This is a genomic window from Mesorhizobium sp. B264B1B, assembly GCF_020165765.1.
Taxonomy (GTDB): domain Bacteria; phylum Pseudomonadota; class Alphaproteobacteria; order Rhizobiales; family Rhizobiaceae; genus Mesorhizobium.
Genome location: NZ_JAIUIS010000029.1, coordinates 1 through 18400 on the forward strand (window position 1 = coordinate 1; position 18400 = coordinate 18400).

General features: G+C 58.9%; 11 protein-coding genes and 1 pseudogene. 5 read left to right on the plus strand and 7 right to left on the minus strand.

The window, feature by feature from the left end; translation table 11 throughout:
• Positions 1 to 131 precede the first annotated feature (131 nt).
• Complete coding sequence (locus LB547_RS31830) at positions 132 to 1403, minus strand: ATP-grasp domain-containing protein (RefSeq protein WP_064994946.1); 1272 nt, start codon at positions 1401 to 1403, stop codon at positions 132 to 134.
• 1076 nt (positions 1404 to 2479) lie between these two features.
• Here LB547_RS31830 and LB547_RS31835 point away from each other — a divergent pair.
• Positions 2480 to 3490 carry an alanine racemase gene (locus tag LB547_RS31835; RefSeq protein WP_084016112.1) on the plus strand — a complete coding sequence of 337 codons (1011 nt, stop codon included), beginning with the start codon at positions 2480 to 2482 and terminating at the stop codon, positions 3488 to 3490.
• Positions 3491 to 4500: 1010 nt separating this feature from the next.
• A complete protein-coding gene (locus LB547_RS31845; RefSeq protein WP_084016108.1) occupies positions 4501 to 5271 on the plus strand; it encodes a class I SAM-dependent methyltransferase in 771 nt (256 codons plus the stop codon).
• 491 nt (positions 5272 to 5762) lie between these two features.
• Here the strand turns inward: LB547_RS31845 and LB547_RS31850 are convergent, their stop codons facing one another.
• Both LB547_RS31850 and LB547_RS31855 read right to left on the minus strand, forming a co-directional pair.
• The gene (locus tag LB547_RS31850) at positions 5763 to 6425 is read right to left on the minus strand and encodes an RraA family protein (protein WP_198327544.1); all 663 of its coding nucleotides are present in this window, start codon (positions 6423 to 6425) and stop codon (positions 5763 to 5765) included.
• A 133-nt stretch (positions 6426 to 6558) separates the two neighbouring features.
• Positions 6559 to 7479 carry a PLP-dependent aminotransferase family protein gene (locus LB547_RS31855; RefSeq protein ID WP_064994936.1) on the minus strand — a complete coding sequence of 307 codons (921 nt, stop codon included), beginning with the start codon at positions 7477 to 7479 and terminating at the stop codon, positions 6559 to 6561.
• A 466-nt stretch (positions 7480 to 7945) separates the two neighbouring features.
• On the opposite strand from LB547_RS31855, the pseudogene LB547_RS31860 reads away from it, so the two are divergent.
• Positions 7946 to 8761 (plus strand): annotated as a pseudogene (locus tag LB547_RS31860) (IS630 family transposase).
• 224 nt (positions 8762 to 8985) lie between these two features.
• On the opposite strand, the gene LB547_RS31865 reads toward LB547_RS31860, so the two are convergent.
• From LB547_RS31865 to LB547_RS31880, 4 genes are all read right to left on the minus strand, one after another.
• Complete coding sequence (locus tag LB547_RS31865) at positions 8986 to 9837, minus strand: MaoC family dehydratase N-terminal domain-containing protein (protein WP_064994934.1); 852 nt, start codon at positions 9835 to 9837, stop codon at positions 8986 to 8988.
• Positions 9838 to 10031: 194 nt separating this feature from the next.
• Positions 10032 to 11015, minus strand: a complete 984-nt coding sequence (locus LB547_RS31870; protein ID WP_084016104.1) for a LysR family transcriptional regulator — start codon at positions 11013 to 11015, stop codon at positions 10032 to 10034.
• 174 nt (positions 11016 to 11189) lie between these two features.
• Complete coding sequence (locus LB547_RS31875) at positions 11190 to 11972, minus strand: IclR family transcriptional regulator (RefSeq protein WP_064994932.1); 783 nt, start codon at positions 11970 to 11972, stop codon at positions 11190 to 11192.
• Between the two features lie 65 nt (positions 11973 to 12037).
• The gene (locus LB547_RS31880; RefSeq protein WP_064994931.1) at positions 12038 to 14731 is read right to left on the minus strand and encodes a 2-oxoglutarate dehydrogenase E1 component; all 2694 of its coding nucleotides are present in this window, start codon (positions 14729 to 14731) and stop codon (positions 12038 to 12040) included.
• Between the two features lie 169 nt (positions 14732 to 14900).
• Here LB547_RS31880 and LB547_RS31885 point away from each other — a divergent pair, with 169 nt between their 5' ends.
• Positions 14901 to 16133: a CoA transferase gene (locus LB547_RS31885; protein WP_064994930.1), complete on the plus strand. Its 1233-nt coding sequence runs from the start codon at positions 14901 to 14903 to the stop codon at positions 16131 to 16133.
• Positions 16130 to 17815, plus strand: coding sequence for an acyl-CoA dehydrogenase family protein (locus LB547_RS31890; RefSeq protein WP_084016102.1), 1686 nt, complete (start codon positions 16130 to 16132; stop codon positions 17813 to 17815). The genes LB547_RS31885 and LB547_RS31890 overlap by 4 nt, the downstream gene beginning before the upstream one ends.
• Positions 17816 to 18400: the final 585 nt, after the last annotated feature.

Consider the following 18400-nt stretch of genomic DNA (forward strand, 5'->3'; position numbering starts at 1 on the left):
CGGACCGCCCGAGCAACCCTCGGACGCGCAGTGTAGGGTGAGCCACCTCACCGGCAGAAGCGGACATACGGTCTTACTGAACACATGAAACATGAAGCAATCCTCAAATGCAGTGTCAGTGTCATCTAGAGCTAGCGAAGGGGAGGATGGCGTTCTGCAGATTGCTCCGGTTCGCCAGTGGTCAGGAATGGTGTGATCGACCAATCGATTAAGTCGACTGCACGCTGAAGTATGGCTTCCGTCCGAGCAAGGCTGGGTGAAGCGGCGGTAACAAATCCGATGCGGTCCAGGTAATCGCCTTTCCTGATGATCAGCGCCTTGGGTTCGACATGCAACTTGACCTCGGCGACACCTGGTACCGCAGCCGCCCGATTGCCGCCTTTGATCCAATTGAGGATACCATCGCGGTCGGGAATCATGATCCGCGCGGCCGCAATGTGGGAACGCTTTCTGCGTAAATCCCATTCTTCGCCAATGACAAGTTTGATGTGCTCGGAGATAAGATCGACACCGTAAGCCAGCTGAACCAGTTGAGGTGCGGGAGCGCCACCGAGGCGTGGATTAACTTCAATCACGACTGGGCCAAGCTTCGTCCATCGGAGATCAATGTTCGCTGGCCCCCAGCCGAGGTTGAGAGCCCGCAGACAGCTCAGCGAGACTTCGACGATACGCTTATCTTCGTCATCAGTCAGCACGGCCGGATAGGTGTACTTATGACAGACAAAATGAGGCGGGAGGCCGAAGTCAGCGATGGCAATGGCAACGACCTCATTCCCCATTGTGTCGACGCTATAATGGGGGCCTTGTGCGAATTCCTCGACCAGTATCCTCGGGGAGGATCGCCATATGTGCTTGCCGCTCAACAAATAGCTTGTTTGTTCGGCCACTTCATCAGCATTGCGGCACAATCGGACTCCGATGCTGCCGCTGCCTACCGCTGGCTTAACAATCACCGGAAGGCCGATCTCCGCGGCAGAGCTTTCTACCCCCGCCGCATCCGTTGCCAAGCGATAAGCCGGCATTGGAACGCCGGCCTCCGCGAGGAGCTGATGTTGAACGAATTTGTCGCAGCAACGTTCGATTGATGCGGGGTTCGGCCCCGGTAGATCGAACTGTCGACAGAGCTTGCCGACTGTCACAGAGGCAGATTCATCGCCGCCCGCAAAGCCAGTAATGCCAGCAATGTCATATATAGCACTCAGCCGGTGACATTCGCGGACCAGCGCATCGAGATTGCCTGTATCGATCCGAATAGCTTCAATGCTTTCTGCGGCAAGATAGTCGTACTGGGTTGGATCTGCCGCTAGGGCAATTGGATCAAGCCCGAGACGCTGGGCCTCCTGGATGTATTGCAGACCATTGCCCCTATGGCCTTCAACTAGGATGAGCGCTCTTCTTGCCATCTCCGTCGACCTCCGTTGCATACTGTGCGGTAGTCCGAGCGTAAGTTGGGATCAGCTGTTTCAGTTTTGCATGATCACAGACGCTGCGGAGAACGTACTATATTCGGCGATTGACGACTGCAAAGTTTCTGTAAATTCGTTTGAAGAATCGGTTGCGAGGTTTTGCTCGGGACGGGGGGTATGGAGCCGTTAGCTCCTAGCGTATCCGGCTGAAGTTCCACCACACGAGCCGATCGATGCGGGCGATTGTCCAGCCCCTTGGCGATGCGCTGAAGGGTTTGCTGGAGCTAGACGATTGGATGAATACCGTTCACTTTTTTTGCCGTCTGCGACGTGGTTGCTATGGTCCCCACACACGTCCACTGCCTTCGGAGCCAACGAAGAGACCTTTCTGATTTTTTGTTTGCGGCCTGATGGTGGCGCGCGACGATAGTGGAATCGAGTTCGCCCGTCCGTCGTTGAGGAAGTGTTCGAGTGCGGCACGTCGTGACGTTGCATATCGGATCACCTCGGAGTTTTGACTTCCTTGAAATGCGCGGCAAATTCCCATAGCCTGAACAGGTCGGAAGCGATCGCCGAGGACCGATCCTGGCGTGCAGCCATGCGAACCTTTGATTATGGCCCCGGATTGCATTCTCTACCTTCCGGCGATCGCCGCGACTCCTGTGACGCCACCATTTCTACCGAAGCCACATTACGCATCAAATGTGTTTGAGCACATTGATGCGGGAAATCCGCCCGCCAGGACCTGTGAGGGCGAAAGCCGAATGGCTGCCCTACTCGACCACGATCGTTTTTCTTCAAACTATTTTGCAGTATCTTCACACTGAGGAGCTCCTGACAACGCTATAAATATAGAGGTCAGGTGCGCATAAAAGACCTGACGATCGGACCTGCAGCCCAAGCATGCAAGATCGGAACCAACAACCCATGGCAAGGAGAGCATTCATCCTGGTTGAGGGCACAAGAGGTAATGGTCTGCCATACGTACAAGAGGCCACGGGCATCGAAAAGAGAGAAACAATGAGCAATCTGGGGGTACCGCGCAAACTCAGGAGAAGGATCGGAACGCCGTGATGAGCTTCGGCCCACTTCTAAAAATTGAACTTCAGAAAATCACCCACAATGCAGCAATTATTCGGGAAGCTTTGCGACACAACGGCCATTCCTTAATGGTCGTTGTCAAAAGCTGCTGCGGTGACCCCAACATAGTTCGGGCGATTGCGGCCGCCGGCATCTCGCAGTTTGGGGATTCCCGGATGAGCAACCTCGAGCGCCTGAGAGAGGCAAACATAGAAGGGGAATTCTGGCTTCTTCGGTCGCCAGCGCCGGACCAGCGTGAGCGAATGGTGGAATTGTGCAATGGCAGTTTGCAATCCGATCTGGATACGATCCGGAAGGTCGAACAATTACGGCCGCCTGCTCCGCATCGTGTAATCCTCATGCTTGACCTCGGTACCGGCCGGGAAGGCTTTCAGCCCAATGAGCTTCTGCGCGCCTGCGATGAAGTCGAGAGGATGGCGCATGTTGAGCTTTACGGATTGGGTATTTATTTTATGCATGCAAGCGACCCGGCCTTCGTGGAGACCACCCTGGGGCGCTTTGGAGAGATATGCAACGAGGTAGAAAGTGCGCTTGGACGTGTTTTGAAGGCTAAGTCGTTCGCCACCTCGCTTGTGTATGATCACATTCTCAAGTCCGGATTTGTTCCGTCAGGTCTCAATCATCTTCGATTGGGAACAATGCCAATCATCGGGCGTCTAACTAGCGTCGACGACACGCCGGCTCTGCCCGGACTCGCGACGGATACCGCCGTGCTTGAAATCAAGGTGATCCAAACCAAGGTTCTATGTGATCGACCAATCGCGCTGCTTGAGATAGGGAATCTTGATACGGATATTCGCGCACTGCGCCCGATTCAAAGCGACCTGCGGGTGATAGATAGCAGTAGCGATCACACCATTGTTGAACAAACGCCCGGTGCAACTTTACTTAAAGTCGGCGACGCGGTTGAGTTTACTGTGTATTATAGCAGTTTTGTACGCCTTATGAGTTCACCGTATGTAACTAGAAGTTATAGTGTCTGATTAGGATGAGTCCGGCACTTCCTCGCAGCGGGTGGCTGCGACAAAAGGGTTGGCTGCGCAAACACAGTGTGTGGAATTTTGATACATTCGAGCCTTCCAGTCACTTTGGCTGGCCTACCCTCGCCTGCGTCTGGCGGATTTGACAGAAGAAGTCAAATTGCACCGATTAATGGAGTTCTGCATATGGCAACTGTTGGCGAGCATATCGTCGATACATTTATTCCACATAAGATAGATCGCGTGTTCTGCGTGCCTGGCGAGAGCTAACTTGGCCTCCTTGACGCACTGTATGGGCGGAGCGATGTCGAAACTGTCTTTTGAAAGTGGTGCAGATTTCATGGCGCTTACCGACGCAAGGCTTCGGGTCGGCCCGGCGTCGCCTGTGTCAGCCGCGGTCTTGGCGCTCCTAACGCCTCATTGCGGTACATGCGGCCCAACTGGACGGCGTCGCCTTTATCCTCATTGTGGGGCAAGTCGCGGCGCAAGACCTGCGCCGGGAGTCCTTTCCAGAATCGAGTGCGATATGTTCGGCTCGATCGGCAAATGGACAGCCGAAATCACAGTTCCAGAACGCCGCAGAGACAATGCTGCGTTCGCTGCAGGCAGCTACGACGGACGTTCCCGGTCCTGTCGTCATCGCTTTGCCAGAAGACGTGCTGACTGCGGAATGCACCGCTAAGGCCGTCAAACGGCAGGCGGAAATCACCTCGATGTCACCACGCAAGGGTACGCATTTCCACTGCTTGTTCATCCCTCCCAACAGTTAGGCCACATTCACAATGACCTATCAGCCATGGGCACACGTTTTGCGAGCGATCTTCCATTGCCCGTTTGCCGATCTCATTCATCGACACCGTGGGCCATCTGGAGAGCTTGCTCCCTGACCGAGAAAACAGTTCGAAGACTTCCCGTCTCTTGCGAAGGTGAATTCTGGTAAGCCAAAAAACCTACAGAAATGTCAACGGTTTACAATGTACACTTGATCGAAATTAAATTGGAGATTTGAACGTATGACCGGCAGATCAAATAAATTGTGCTCGACGGAGCGCTCGGATGAACATGATGTATATTTCAATGAGGATTACTCGTACTTTGGAGACGTCGTACATTCGCCAGAAGCGAGTGACAGGCAAGCAGACGCAATTTGGAAGCTTCTTTGTCTCGCACAAGGCAGCCCAGTTCTTGAACTCGGATGTGGTTATGGGCGGATTACCAACCGGTTGGCGGAGAAAGGAGCGCGGGTAACCGGATTGGATATCTCGCCGATCCTGCTGAAAAAAGCCAAAGCAGATGCGGCAGAAAGCGGGATGGATGTCGAATATGTTCTTGGCGACATGCGTTCTCTTCCCTGGCGGGATGGATTTGACGCAGCCTTTCTGTGGCATTTGACGTTTGGTTATTTCAGCGACGCGGACAATGAGAGAGTTCTTCGTGAAGCCGCCTCCTCACTTCGAAAAGGCGGGCGTCTGCTCATCGATCACTTAAATATTTTCGCTGTGCCAAGCCACGGGGCGCCTACCTGTTACGTTGCACAGCGTAATGACGATCTAAGAATCGATATGATGAGCACCGAGGTGCTAACCGGTCGTCGGCATTGCGATAGGCTTATCGTTCGCAATGGGTGCGTTAGACGAACCCATCTTTATTTTAGACTCTATGGGTTTGCGGAATGCGCTCGCATGTTGCGGAGCGCGGGATTCGAAAGTGTTGACGCTTATGGGGAGGAAGGCGCAGCGTTTACATCCGATGGTCCTCGCCTCGTCATTGTCGCCCGCAAATAATACCGATAGTTACTGTCTGTTGTGGCGGCAAGGACATCGAGGTAGCTGCAGGGCAACGAGTCCAAATCCTATGAGGTGGATAGCGACCTGCGCTGTGGCAAAGTGAGGTCGCTAAACTCTCACACTGGAGGCAAGCATGCCCGCTGAAGCTACCCAATCCGAAGCGCCGGCCACTCCGCGCCACGGCATTAATAATGCCTCCTCCACCGCTGTCGCTTCTAAGAGTTTGTCGAGCCTGTTGTTCGGCAGGAAAGCGAGGTCGCCCATTGCGGCTTCGGCCGCCGACTCACTCTTAGGCAGCCGAGCCACGGTGGGGCGCGAGAATCTGAGTGTTGCACCTATCGACCACGACGCTGTAAAGGCGGGCATGCTCAAATATGGGCGATTGAACGCACCCTACCGCCTTGTCCTTTGTCAGAAGATTAACCAGCGGCAGGCGACATTCTCGCGCGCGGAAAGCGTCATCGCGGCCAATCTCGTCATGCTATTGTTCAAGTCTTGCGCGCTGGAATATAGCCGGCCGCAGCAGCGGCTGAGCCAAAACTCTCGCCCGCGCGAATACGCTCTTCCACCTGCGCATCAATAGCTACTATTCTCTCTGCTTTCGCCAGAATCTCTTCTACTCGGGCACGCGGTACAGCCATAATTCCCGTATCATCACCGATCACAAGATCTCCTTGTGATACTGAAATACCCCCCATCATGATGTCACAACCAATTGGAAGAAGCTTCACCCGGGTTTTGCCCGTTGTAGGTGCAACCCACCGGCTTGAAAGCCACAGTCCCGTTTCGCGAATTTCATCTAAGTCTCGGCAGGCGCCGTCTATCACGACAGCCGTAGCCTGCCGATTTTTTGCGGCTATGGCGGCAAGACCGCCCATTGTCGAAATGGGCTCACCGTTCATATCCACCATCAACACCTTGCCAGGGCCCGTCGCTTCAATCAGCTGGCCGACCGCGAAGTCGGCCTTCTCAAAATCGCCCAATACACCGGTTAATTCGCGCGCAGTGACCGCGAAGCCGATCATGCAGCCGCTGCCGCTCCGTCGCGCGATGCCCTGAATAGTCCCCTTGATTCCGAGTTCGTCCAATGCATCCGACCATGCGCTGACCCCGAGCGCCGCACCACGCTCCAGGATCTCGTTCTCGTTCATTGTCACTTGGACTGCTCCTGCTCCTATTGAATGTTCCGGTGTCGATGCGAGTCGAGCCCACAGATTGCCCGATGATCAGCATTACTCTCTAGCGTCCGGGGGCCTATTTCAAGGCAAAGCCAGATACCGCGAATTACTCGGGATCAACTTGTTCGACTTTAGTGCTTGGCGAGATCCTTCCCAATAATGCTGACAGGACCTCTACGCCCCTGCGCACGGTAACCTCATCCATCGAGGAGAATGGCAAGCGCGAGAACGTCGCTGACGGCTTGCTGACGAAAAACCCGTCGCCATCGGCGACGTCTAGCCCCGCATTGCTGGCCTCCTTGCGCAGCCGCTGAGCATCCACCGGGTGCGCGAGTGTCACTCCCACAAATACGCCGCCGTCGGGCCGCACATAGCGATGGCCGGCCATGAATTCGTCCAGTGCCGAGACCATCGCCTCCAGACGCGGCGCATAGAGATGCCCAAGGGCGGCAAGCTGATCGCCTAAAAACCCACGGCGGAGCCATTCGCCAGTCACCGAGAGCGCGAAGTTGCCAGGCGTTACGTAGGTGCTCTCAGCCACCTTGGCCGCCGCGCTGATGGTATGCGGCGGCGCAATGAGATAGGCTGCGCGAAGACCAGGCGCGATCACCTTGGAGAAAGAATTGAGCTGGACCGTTACATCGCGGCCAATATCGAGGATTGACGGCTCTTGGGCGCCCTTGTAGCGAAGAAAGCGATAGGGGCTGTCTTCGACAATCCGGAAATCATGGGTCCTCGCCAGATCGACAAGATGCTGACGCTTGGTGGATGACCACGTGGTGCCGGTTGGATTTTGGAAATCCGGAACTGTATACATGAAGACGGGCCCGCGCCGCGCCGCGGCGTTCAACGGCTCGAGCGCCGGTCCATCCGCTTCCATCGGTATGGCGATGACATTTGCGCCGTAGTGGCGCAGCAGGTGGACCACTCGGTCGTAGCAAGGCTCCTCGATGAGCACGGTTTTGCCGGGCTTCAGCCAAATGCGACACAAAATGTCGAACAGACCGACAGAGCCGTCAGCAGCCATCACGTTGGCATGTCCACACCATGATAGTCGGCGAGCCATTCCCGCAGCGGCAGGGGCCCGACCGCGGGCCCATACTGGTAGGCGACAACCTCGCGGGATGACGCCAACCCTTGGACGCAGAGCTCCAACTGCGCGCGTGGAAAGGCTTCTTCGGCAGGAACTCCGCGTGCGAAATTGATGCGTTTGGGCATAGTCTCACTCTCTCTGTCTGGCGGAAGAAATCGTAGCCAAGCACCGTTATAAATGCAGTCGCGCGTTACTATTATCAGCTATGCCGGGTTGAGATAGGCGGGGAGCGATCTGTGTCGCGGGAGTTGCGTAGTCCGCATTCGTTCGACAGCGCCTGGGTCAGGAAGCAAGAAGGCCAACGAGTGCCCTAGAGCGGGATGAGATTTATGGGAGTCGTGGGATTCCCAAATCAGCGTTGATCTGATTCAACCTTGATGCTGGGCGGAGGCCAGCATGGATGGTTGGATATTCGATGGACCTGCGCGAACGGGTTGTTGCGGCGGCTGCTCGATTTGGCGTATCGGGAGCGTGGCGCGACTGGCTTGTCGAGCGCTGCCGGGAGAAGGACTTCACCTTGCGCGGCCTTGTGGCCGAACTCGGCGAGCGCGGCCTGAAGGTCGACTGCCGCTCGGTGTGGGAGTTCGTGCACGCCGAGAAGCTGTCTCACAAAAAAAGACGCTGATCGCCTGCGAGCAAGATCGTCCCGATGTTGCGCGCCGACGGATGCAATGGGTTCTGTATCAGGACCGGATCGATCCCACCCGCCTGGTGTTCATCGACGAGACCTGGACCAAGACCAACATGGCCCCGCTCAGAGGCTGGGCGCCGGTCGGACAGCGGATCAAGGCCAAAGTGCCGCATGGCCACTGGAAGACCATGACCTTCCTGGCTGCGCTGCGCCATGATCGCGTCGAAGCGCCTTGGCTCATCGACGGACCAATCAACGGCGAGAGGTTCCTCCTCTATGTCGAGAAGGTTCTCGTACCCACCCTCCAGTCGGGCGACATCGTTGTGATGGACAATCTCGGCTCTCACAAAAGCAAGGCCGTTCGGCGCGCCATTCGCAAAGCCGGGGCGAAGCTCTTCTTCCTGCCCAAATACTCGCCCGATCTCTCCAATCGAACAGCTCTTCGCCAAGCTCAAGCACTGGCTGCGAAAAGCGGCAAAGCGAACCGTCGAAGCCGTCTGCGACGCAATCGGCCAAACCCTCAATCGTGTCACTCAACACGAATGCTCAAACTATTTCGCAAACTCAGGCTATGACCGGAGCTAATCTCATCTCGCTCTAGCAGTCTGGTGGGGAAGGCTGGTGATGTTAGAACGGGCATTAAGATCCTCCGCCTGCACGCGGATGCGAAGGCGCGAGTTAGCGAGCGGTGTGGCGATCTGCTCGGCCTGGTCGGTGGAGCTCAGAACAGGTTCGACCGCCACGCCTGCAAGCCGCAATGACGGCACAAGCTCTGCCCGCACGCCTCGCAGCTGTGACGTTGCTGAGGCTCATCCCCAGGCTGCCTCCGCGATCATCGCTACTGGACCATCTTGACGCGCGGTCCAAAGTTTCATTTTTCCGTCTTCCTCCGCCGCATGCAGGTTTATGGATTCATCATCAAAGAGCGATGAAGCCGCGCGGAAAACGAACTTCGACGGGGGCTTGCCCTTCAATTCGGCCGCATAGTTCAAAAGCAGTGTCGCCTGCAGCGGTGCATGAATGACAAGGCCGGAATAATGCTCGACCTCGACGGCGTAAGGGCGGTCATAGTGGATGCGATGGGCGTTGAACGTCAGCGCCGAATAGCGAAAGAGCAACGGAACGGAGACGCCGACCTGCCGGTTATGCGATCCCATCGCAGCTGCCTCGGTATCCGGCTGGTTTGAAGCGTCCTGCGCCGTGCTTGCCTCTCGGTACACGATCGTCTGCGTCTCCTCGATCATGACTGTCCCCAAGACACTAAGCTTGTGCTCCACTGTTACGAAGCAAAGCGTTCCAGTCCGGCCTTCCTTGACCGCCACGTCGGCCACCTGCGAGACCCGCTCGACCAGGTCGCCCACTCGCAACGCTCCGGAAAAGGCAAGGCTGCTGCCGGCCCACATGCGTCGCGGCAACGGGACCGGGGGCAGAAAACCGCCCTTCTCTGGATGACCGTCCTCAGCAAGCAAGCTCGTTGGCATAGCGGAGGGGGCAAGGCAGTAGTTGATAAGCAGCGGCGCAGCATCGCCCAGCGACGGAACGGCGCCCTTAATATCGATGGCCGCACTGAACCGTCGAACCAGATCGGGCGAAATGGTATCGGATGCGCTTTCCTCACGGCCGATCCATGAGCGAAGCCGCTCGACGTCCAAATTAGGCATCAGTATGCTCGGTTTGGGGTGCGCAGGCGGTGTGTCGTGAGTCCGTGCCGGGATCGGTCGACAGGGTCGCGGGTTGCCAAGGAAGATAGCCACGTCATTCTCGAGCCCTTCGTTGCTGACTAAGCGAGCCTGTGATGGGCGTTCTCGGGCCCGGGCGACAGACCCTGTTATGGGAAACTAGCTATGCCCCTTGGTTATAGGTCGCCGCAGCCATCATAGGGGATTGAGGCTTTGCTGAGACGTCCCATCATGCGACCGTCTTCGACGGCCTTGCGAAGTTCGACGCGCACCCGGCGGGCAAGCTCGCGCATGGCGAGTGTGGTTGGCCTCTGCAGCGAAAAGGCCAGCATGAAGCGTTGCGTGAGATTGGGCTCGACCAGCTTCCTGAAGCTGAATTCGGGATTGCTGGCCTCGAAATTGATCACGCCGTGCGGCAGCACTGTCAGGCCATGCCCGTCGCGGACCAGTTTCTTGAGCGGCGCCAGAGCATCGACTTCCGCCTTGATGTCAAGCTCAAGGCCAAGCCGTTGCATGGCGCCGTCCAATTCGCGGCGCAGGCCATGATTGCGGCCGACGAGCAGGAGCGGCAAGCCGACCAGCGCAGGGGTCGGGAAGGTTTCCGTGTCGGGGGCGATGGCGTCAATATCTCTTCTTCGACCGAACAAAAGCAGGTCGACCTCGAGCAGGGGGTCCATGCGCATATATGGCGCCTTGCGTGCATTGTTGATGATGGCCATGTCGACGCGGCCGCTGGCCAGCCATTCATTGATGAAGCCGGAAAGGCCGTCCACCAGATGAAGCTTTATCTGCGGATAATGCACGAAGAAATCGCTCACGATCTCCGCGCCGATCGCAGCACTCATGGATGGCGGCATGCCGAAGACGATGTCGCCTGCGGGAACCTTGGCGGCGGCGACCAAGTCCGATTTGACCTGATCAAGCTCCCGTAGCACCGGCACGATGGCGGCATAGAACTGAGCCCCTTCCTCTGTGGCCCGAACGCCGCGACCGTGGCGATACAAAAGCTGCACCCCCAGTTCTTCCTCCAACTGCCTGATCTGGCGACTCAAGGCTGGCTGGGCGACTCCAATGATGCTCGAGGCCTTCGAGAGCGCGCCTGATTCCGTGACAATCAGGAAATGTCTTAGCTGTCGCAGTTCCAAAAGGGCTGACTCCAATCAGGTCGCGAGTGTTGTCCCGAGATCATGCCTGTCTGTTATATCTTAGAAAGATGCCGTGCTTAAAGCGCGATTCGCTGGTCTAAGGTCGTCCCGCATGAGAGGCAGCTTGCGGATCTCTAAGGCATTGAGACAGGAGCGCGGTTGCGGGAGCTTTTTGCACTGGCGTTGGCCTCATGAATAATCGGATGAGAGCAGGCGGCCAATGCGGTTGGCCGCCGCCGTGAGCTTGGGCAGGATCTTGGCGAGCTGCCGCCGCCTGTCGCCAGCCATGCGCAGCATCAGGCTGCTGAGGGCGATATATTCACCGGCCACGGTCGGCACAGGGACCGCCACGGCCCAGATTCGTGACTGGTAGACCTCGTCAAGGTAAGCCTGTTCGGCAAAGGCGTAGCCATGGCAACGGACGTCCTCGAGCCTTTCCGGGAGCGCCGCTAGAAGCGTGGGATTGCTATCCCAGCGCGACGAACTCTGCCCTCGGGCCAGCGCCTGACGGCGTTCCTCGGGAGACATGCGCGAAAGGGTCACGAGGCCGACGCCGGTGGCGACGAGCGGAATGCGCGCACCAACCCTGCCTGGGATCGATAATCCCAGCGCGGCGCGGTTGGAATAGGCGATCACCATGGCGTCGCCGTCGAAGACCGCCAGATTCGACGGCCACCCGATCTCTATATGCAACTGCTCCACCACAGGCATTGCGAGCTCGATCAAGCGATAATGAGGGTCATATCCGCGGCTGAGGGCTAGGGTCCGCCCGGTCACCTTGTAGGTCGTCTTGCCAGCTTGGCGATAGACGTAACCGCCCTCGAGCAGCGTTTCGACGAGGCGGACCACAGTTGGCTGCGGCAATTTGCAGAGGTTTGCAATGTCCGACACATTGATTGGTCCATGCTCGCTGACGGCTCGCAACACCGCCAGCCCCCTCTGCACAGCTCTCACCGGTTCAAAAACGGACATTGGGCAGTTGATCCCGGTTGTATCCTCCCGATCGCCTAGCTTATGGTCCCGATCAGGTCGAGAGCCTATTCCGCGGCCTGAGCGCTAACGGCAGGTGACAGTGCCGAGGCGATAATATCGTTTTGCTCCACCTCATGCCGGTCGATCGATCCACCGGCGGCTGCAGCCATCGCTGGCCGTCCGACATAGGCGAGCGGCCGGTCGGGCGCCATTTCGCCCACGCGATCCCGCATGAAAGACCATGCCCCTTGATTGGAAGGCTCCTCCTGGCACCACACGATCGGAATGCCCTGGAACCGCTGGAGGACCGCGCCGATGGCTTCGCTCGGGAAGGGATAGAGCTGTTCGACGCGGACCAGCGCCACGTCGTTGATGCGCTCTTGCGCCATAGCCGCCCGAAGGGCGTAGGCGATCTTGCCCGAGCAGAGCACCAGCTTGCAGCACGTCGAGGCGCAGGGGGCCTCGACGATCACTGGCTGGAAAGACGTTCCCTCGGCGATATCATCAAGCCTCGATACGCAATCGCGTAAGCGCAGCAGTGACTTCGGGGCGATCAGAAACAGCGGCTTGCGCATCGAGCCCCGTACCTGTCGGCGATAGAGGTGGAACAGGTTTGCCGGCGTCGAGGGGTTTGCGACGACAAGATTGCCGCCGGCACAGGATTGAAGTATACGCTCGATACGAGCCGAGGAATGGTCCGGGCCCTGGCCTTCGAGCCCGTGCGGCAGGGCAATGATGAGCCCGGAGCTCATCCGCCACTTCGCCTCGGCAGTTACAATGAACTGGTCGACGACCACCTGGGCGCCATTCAGGAAGTCGCCGAACTGGGCCTCCCAAACCACCAGTCGCGTCGGGTCGGCTAGGCTCATTCCGTATTCAAAGCTCAGCACCCCATACTCTATCAAGGGCGAGTTCACCGCGTCAAAGCGCGCGCCGGCCTGGCCCAGGCCCGCGAGAGGCATCGCAGTCTGACCGGTGCGCCGGTCATGCAAGACCAGATGGCGCTGCGTGAACGTGCCTCTGGCGCTGTCTTGTCCGCTCAGTCGCACCGAGGTGCCTTCGTCCAGAAGGGAGGCGAAAGCCAGAGCCTCGGCGGTGGCAAAGTTGAAGCCGCTGTTTTTCTCGATCGTCTCCAACCGCGCCGTCAGGAAGTTGCGCACCTTCGGGTCGGCTTCGAAGCCGTCGCCGACGGCACTCATGCGCCGGGCCGAGTCCAGCAGCCGATCGCGCGCGACGCCGGTCACGATGCCGAAGGGGAAGGGGCCAGCGGGCTGCGGCGGGGCAAAAATGTCAGTTTGGCGCTCCGGTTCCCCGTTACTCATCTGGTCATATGTCGTATAGGCTCGGTCGAGCGCCAAATGGAACGCCCTGCGCTTCGCCTCTGCCATATCGAACGCTGTGGCCGAGGCGGCCTTGACACGATCCGAATGCAATTGCTTGAGCGTCGGCCGCTCGTCGACCTTGGACCAGGTAAGCGGCTGTGTGAAACGCGGTTCGTCGAGTTCGTTGTGGCCGTTGCGGCGGTAGCAGACCAGGTCAATGATGACGTCCTTCCCTGTCGCATTGCGCCACGCGACCGCAACGCGGGCGACCGCAGCGGCGGCAATTGGGTCTTCGCCGTTGACATGGAAGATCGGCACGCCGAAAGCCTTGCCGATATCGCTCGGATGCGGCGACGAACGTCCCTCTGACGGGAGGGTCGTGAACCCGATCTGGTTGTTGACGATAAGATGGATAGTGCCCCCGACACTGTAGCCAGCCAGCGCGGAAAGCTGGAGCAATTCCCAGACGAGACCCTGGCCGGCAAAGGCAGCATCAGTATGCATCAGGAACGGTAGGACCTGCGAGGCACCGGTCGTGCCAGCGTTCGCCCTCCCCTTCTGCTCCTGTCTGGCGCGCGCCGCCCCGACAGCTACGGGCGCGACAACGATCAGATGGGATGGGTGAGGCAGCAGACGCACAGCCACTTTACCTGCGCCGGTCTCGACCTCCGCAGCCAGGCCGTTGTGGTAAGGCACGTCGCCGGTGAAGGCCGCAGCGCCATCGGTGATGTCGCGCCCCTTGATCTCGGCAATTAGCGCCGGCAGCGGCTTGCCGAGCACGGTCGCAAGCGTCGCCAGGCGGCCCCGGTGCATGCCGCCGATAACCACCTCCCGGACTCCCACCTCGGCCGCGTAGCGAAAGATCTCGCGAGAGATGACGGCCGACGACTCCGCCCCCTCTATGCCGAAACGCTTTTTGGTCGGCCATTTTGTTTTGATGAAATGTTCGAATTCGTCGGCCAGCATCACCGCTTCAAGCGTGCGCGCATACACCTCGTCGTTAGCTTTGGCGAGGATCTCGCGTTCGAAGCGCTCATAGACCCATGCGCGTTCATCGGTATCGAGTAAATGGCTGGCCTCGATGGCTGCCGTGCCGCAATAGATCGAGCCGAGCGTGGCGATCGCCTGTGCTTTTGGCAGGCTCACTTCCCCGCCGGCTAGCGTCAAGGCAACGGAATCTTCGCCGCCTTCAATAGAGTTCAGTTCCGGGATGAGGCCGGGAGCGCTCATTTCAAGAGGGTCGAGGCGGGCCTGGCGGTGCCCATAAATCCGAAACAGTTCGGCTATGCGGTCGCCATTGTCGCCACTGGCGTGCGCCGGCGCTTCCATCAAGGCGAGCTTCACCCGCCAGTCGGCTGGTACCGACGCCGGATCTTTCACGAAGCGTGCATACAAATCCAGGAAAAAGGCGCTATCGCCACTGAGGGGCAGGGTCATAGATGCTCTCTTGAGGGCACGTTCGGTTGTCGCCGAACCAATAAAGGGTGCTAAGAAGAAGTCTCGACATTTTGGAGCGCGTATTCACGCAATGAATAAAATGAGCCGTATTCCTTGATGGGCGGGGCTATTTCCCCCATGAGGTGAGCTGAACTTGACGGGTTAAGCGATGTATGGACTTCTTCATGGTGTGCGGGTGATCGAGGGGGCATCCTTCATTGCCGCTCCCTTCTGCGCGCTCTCGCTTGCCCAGCTGGGCGCTGAGGTCATTCGCTTCGATGCAATCGGCGGCGGTCCTGATTTTCATCGTTGGCCACGCTCTCCCGGCGGCGGCAGCTTCTATTGGGAAAGTCTCAACAAGTCCAAGAAGTCCATTGCCATCAATCTCGCGGACCCTCGCGGACGTGAGCTTGCTGCGGCTCTGGTGACTGCCCCAGGCGAAGGCGGCGGCATCTTCGTCACCAACTATCCTGTGGCCGGATTCCTGTCGCATGATCGGATGGCAGCGCGCCGGCCGGACGTGATTACGGCGCGTATCATGGGCCATGCCGACGGCGGCAATGCTGTCGACTACACCGTCAATTGCGCTATGGGCGTCCCGATGATGACCGGCCCCGCCGAGAAGCCCAACGATCCTGTCAATCACGTTCTGCCGGCCTGGGACCTTTTGGCCGGGTCGACTGCGGCGACCAGCGTCCTTGCCGCGCTTATCAGCCGTCGTGCCACCGGACTGGGTCAGGAGATCCGCGTCCCGCTAAGCGACATCGCCGCCGCCACGCTCGGCACGCTAGGCCAGGTGGCCGAGGTGGTTGTAAACGGACGGGACCGCCCGAAGATAGGCAATGACCTCTTCGGAGCCTTCGGCCGCGATTTTCTCACAGCAGACGGCCAGCGGCTGATGATCGTGGCGATTACCAGCCGCCAATGGAGTGGGCTGGTGCAGGCCCTCGGCATTGAGGCCGGGGTCGCTACGCTCGAGGCTGAGCTGGGTGTCTCGTTCGCACAGGACGAGGGGCTGCGCTATGAGCACCGTGGTCGCCTAGGCGCGTTGGTCGAATATGCCGTTTCAACGAGCCCGGCCGCTCACCTAACAGCGCGCCTTGATGAAGCCGGCGCATGCTGGGGGCCGTATCGCACATTGTCGGAAGCGGTCGCCAAGGAGAAACCCTTCCAGCCGGAAGGCGAACTCTTCACAGACGTGGACCATGTCAGCGGACACACCTATCCAACGCCAGGCTATCCCGCGACCTTCCGGGGACTTCAGCGCCAGACGCCGGTACGGGCCCCGAAGCTCGGAGAACACACGGAAGAAGTGCTGGCCGGCGTTCTCGCCCTACCCAGCCACGAGATTGCCGCCTTGCATGATAGCGGCGTCGTCCAGAGTCCAGGAGCACATGCGTGACGGCCAATCCTCTCGAGTTCGCTTCAGGCGCCACCCTTGTCGCGTTGGCGAACAGTGCCGTGACCGCAGCTGAACGCTACGTCGCTGCCGTCCGCGAAAAGGTTCAAACCTTGGTTGCTCCCCAAGGAAAGGTGGATTCGCGCTTGCTTGACCGGTCTCAGCGCGTGGCCCACGGCTTCGCCTGGCTGGCAACGTCGGTGGCTACGCTCAATGCGGTTGCGGCCTGGGGCGCGCGCCATCTGCGCGAAGGGACTTTGCGGCGTGGCGACGAACTCGTGATCGCTATCGGGTTCGGCGAGTATCTTGGCCAGCTCGTAGGCGGGCTCCCGATGAGTCAAAATGAGATTCTCCGCCCGGCGGAACTTAGCGCTACCGCCGAGGCCCTCGCGCTCCTGCGCGAGCCCTCGGTCGCGTCCTTCATGGCTCATGGCAATTCTCCCGCGCACCGCGAGGAACTTGTCTCGCTGGCCGCCCAAGGAGACGCGGTGAGTGAAAAGCTGGGCGATGACGACCTCGACTTGATCCGGCTCGAGATTCGGCGCTTCGCCGACGAGCGCATCTTGCCGAATGCCCATGGTTGGCACCTGAGAGACGAGCTGGTTCCGGACGAGATCGTCACAGAGATGGCGCAGCTGGGCGTGTTCGGCATCTGCATCGATCCCGCGTTCGGCGGACTGGGCCTTGGCAAGCTCGCAATGTGTGTCGTGACCGAAGAGCTGAGCCGGGCCTGGATTGCGACCGGCTCGCTCGGCACGCGCTCGGAGATCGCTGGCGAGCTTATAGCAGCCGCCGGCACGCTCGAGCAAAAGCAGCGCTGGCTTTCCCGCATCGCCTCTGGAGAAATCTTGCCGACCGCGGTTTTCACCGAGCCGGACACCGGGTCTGATCTTGCGAGCCTGAAGACCCGGGCGGTCAAGACACCCGAAGGCGGCTGGCTCATCCAAGGCAACAAGACATGGATCACGCACGCTTCGCGTAGCGATTTGATGACGGTGCTGGCCCGCACCAATCCCGCCTCGACCAGTCATGATGGACTTTCCATGCTGGTTGTCGAAAAGCCACGCGGCACCCGGGACGAGCCTTTTCCGTCTTTCGGCATGAGTGGTGGCGAAATCGAAGTCCTCGGTTATCGGGGGATGCGCGAATATGACATCGCTTTTGACGGCTTCGCCGTCCCGCCCGGCGGACTGCTCGGTGGGGCCGAGGGTCAGGGCTTTCGCCAATTGATGCGAACGTTCGAGGGCGCGCGCATCCAGACTGCAGCCCGCGCGGTCGGCGTTGCGCGTCGCGCGTTTGAGCTGGGTTTGGGCTATGCGCTGGAGCGCAGGCAGTTCGGCCGATCGATCGTCGCCTTCCCACGGGTCCACGACAAACTTGCCATGATGCTCACCGAAACCGTGATGGCCCGCGAGATGACCTATTTAGCCGCCCGCCAAAAGGACTTGGGCACGCGCTGCGACATCGAGGCCGGTATGGCAAAGCTGCTCGCCGCACGCGTTGCTTGGTCGAACGCCGACACCGCGCTCCAAATCCACGGCGGTAATGGCTACGCCCTTGAGTATGAGATCTCGCGTGTCCTTTGCGACGCCCGCATCCTGAACATCTTTGAAGGCGCTGCCGAAATCCAAGCCCACGTCATCGCCCGGGGCATGCTGCAACAGCAGCCGGGGCAGCAAAACTAGATCGGGGCGTTGCCAAGTCGCCCCAGCATTTCGAAATTATCTGTCAAAAAACGCATCAAGAACCTGCCCATTCGTCCCTAAGGCGGCTTGTGATCCTAGTCGTCGACAACATGTTGGCTATGCCGAACCCGGTGAGATCGCCGAGGCAGCGATCGCCGCCTATGCGCAGGAAGAAGCGACCGCCGCTCTCCAGCGCCCGAGCATCTATTCGCGATGCGCCAAGGACGGTCAATGGGAGCATAAGCCACTCCGATCGCACGAACCGTCGCAGCGTTGCGCACGGCTGTCGAGGCTTGGCGTCAGAATGGCCTGAAGGCGCTGTGGTGCCGCTATGGTGCGATGCATTCAGAGCGCCCGAGTAGCGCGACAATCCGGGAGAAGGCACTCTCACTTTGATTGCCGAGCTGCAAGCCCGTTGGTCTCGGCAATAGGTTCAGCTTTCGCTGATCGCAAATGATGATCTCAAAATGCGATGGGATACCCCGTTGATTTATATTGGCCATGCCGCTGTGTGCCTTGATATCATCCCTCAGTTCCTAATTGCGTCTAACTGGATCATTTAGGCGTCGCGGGTGGGCTAAAATT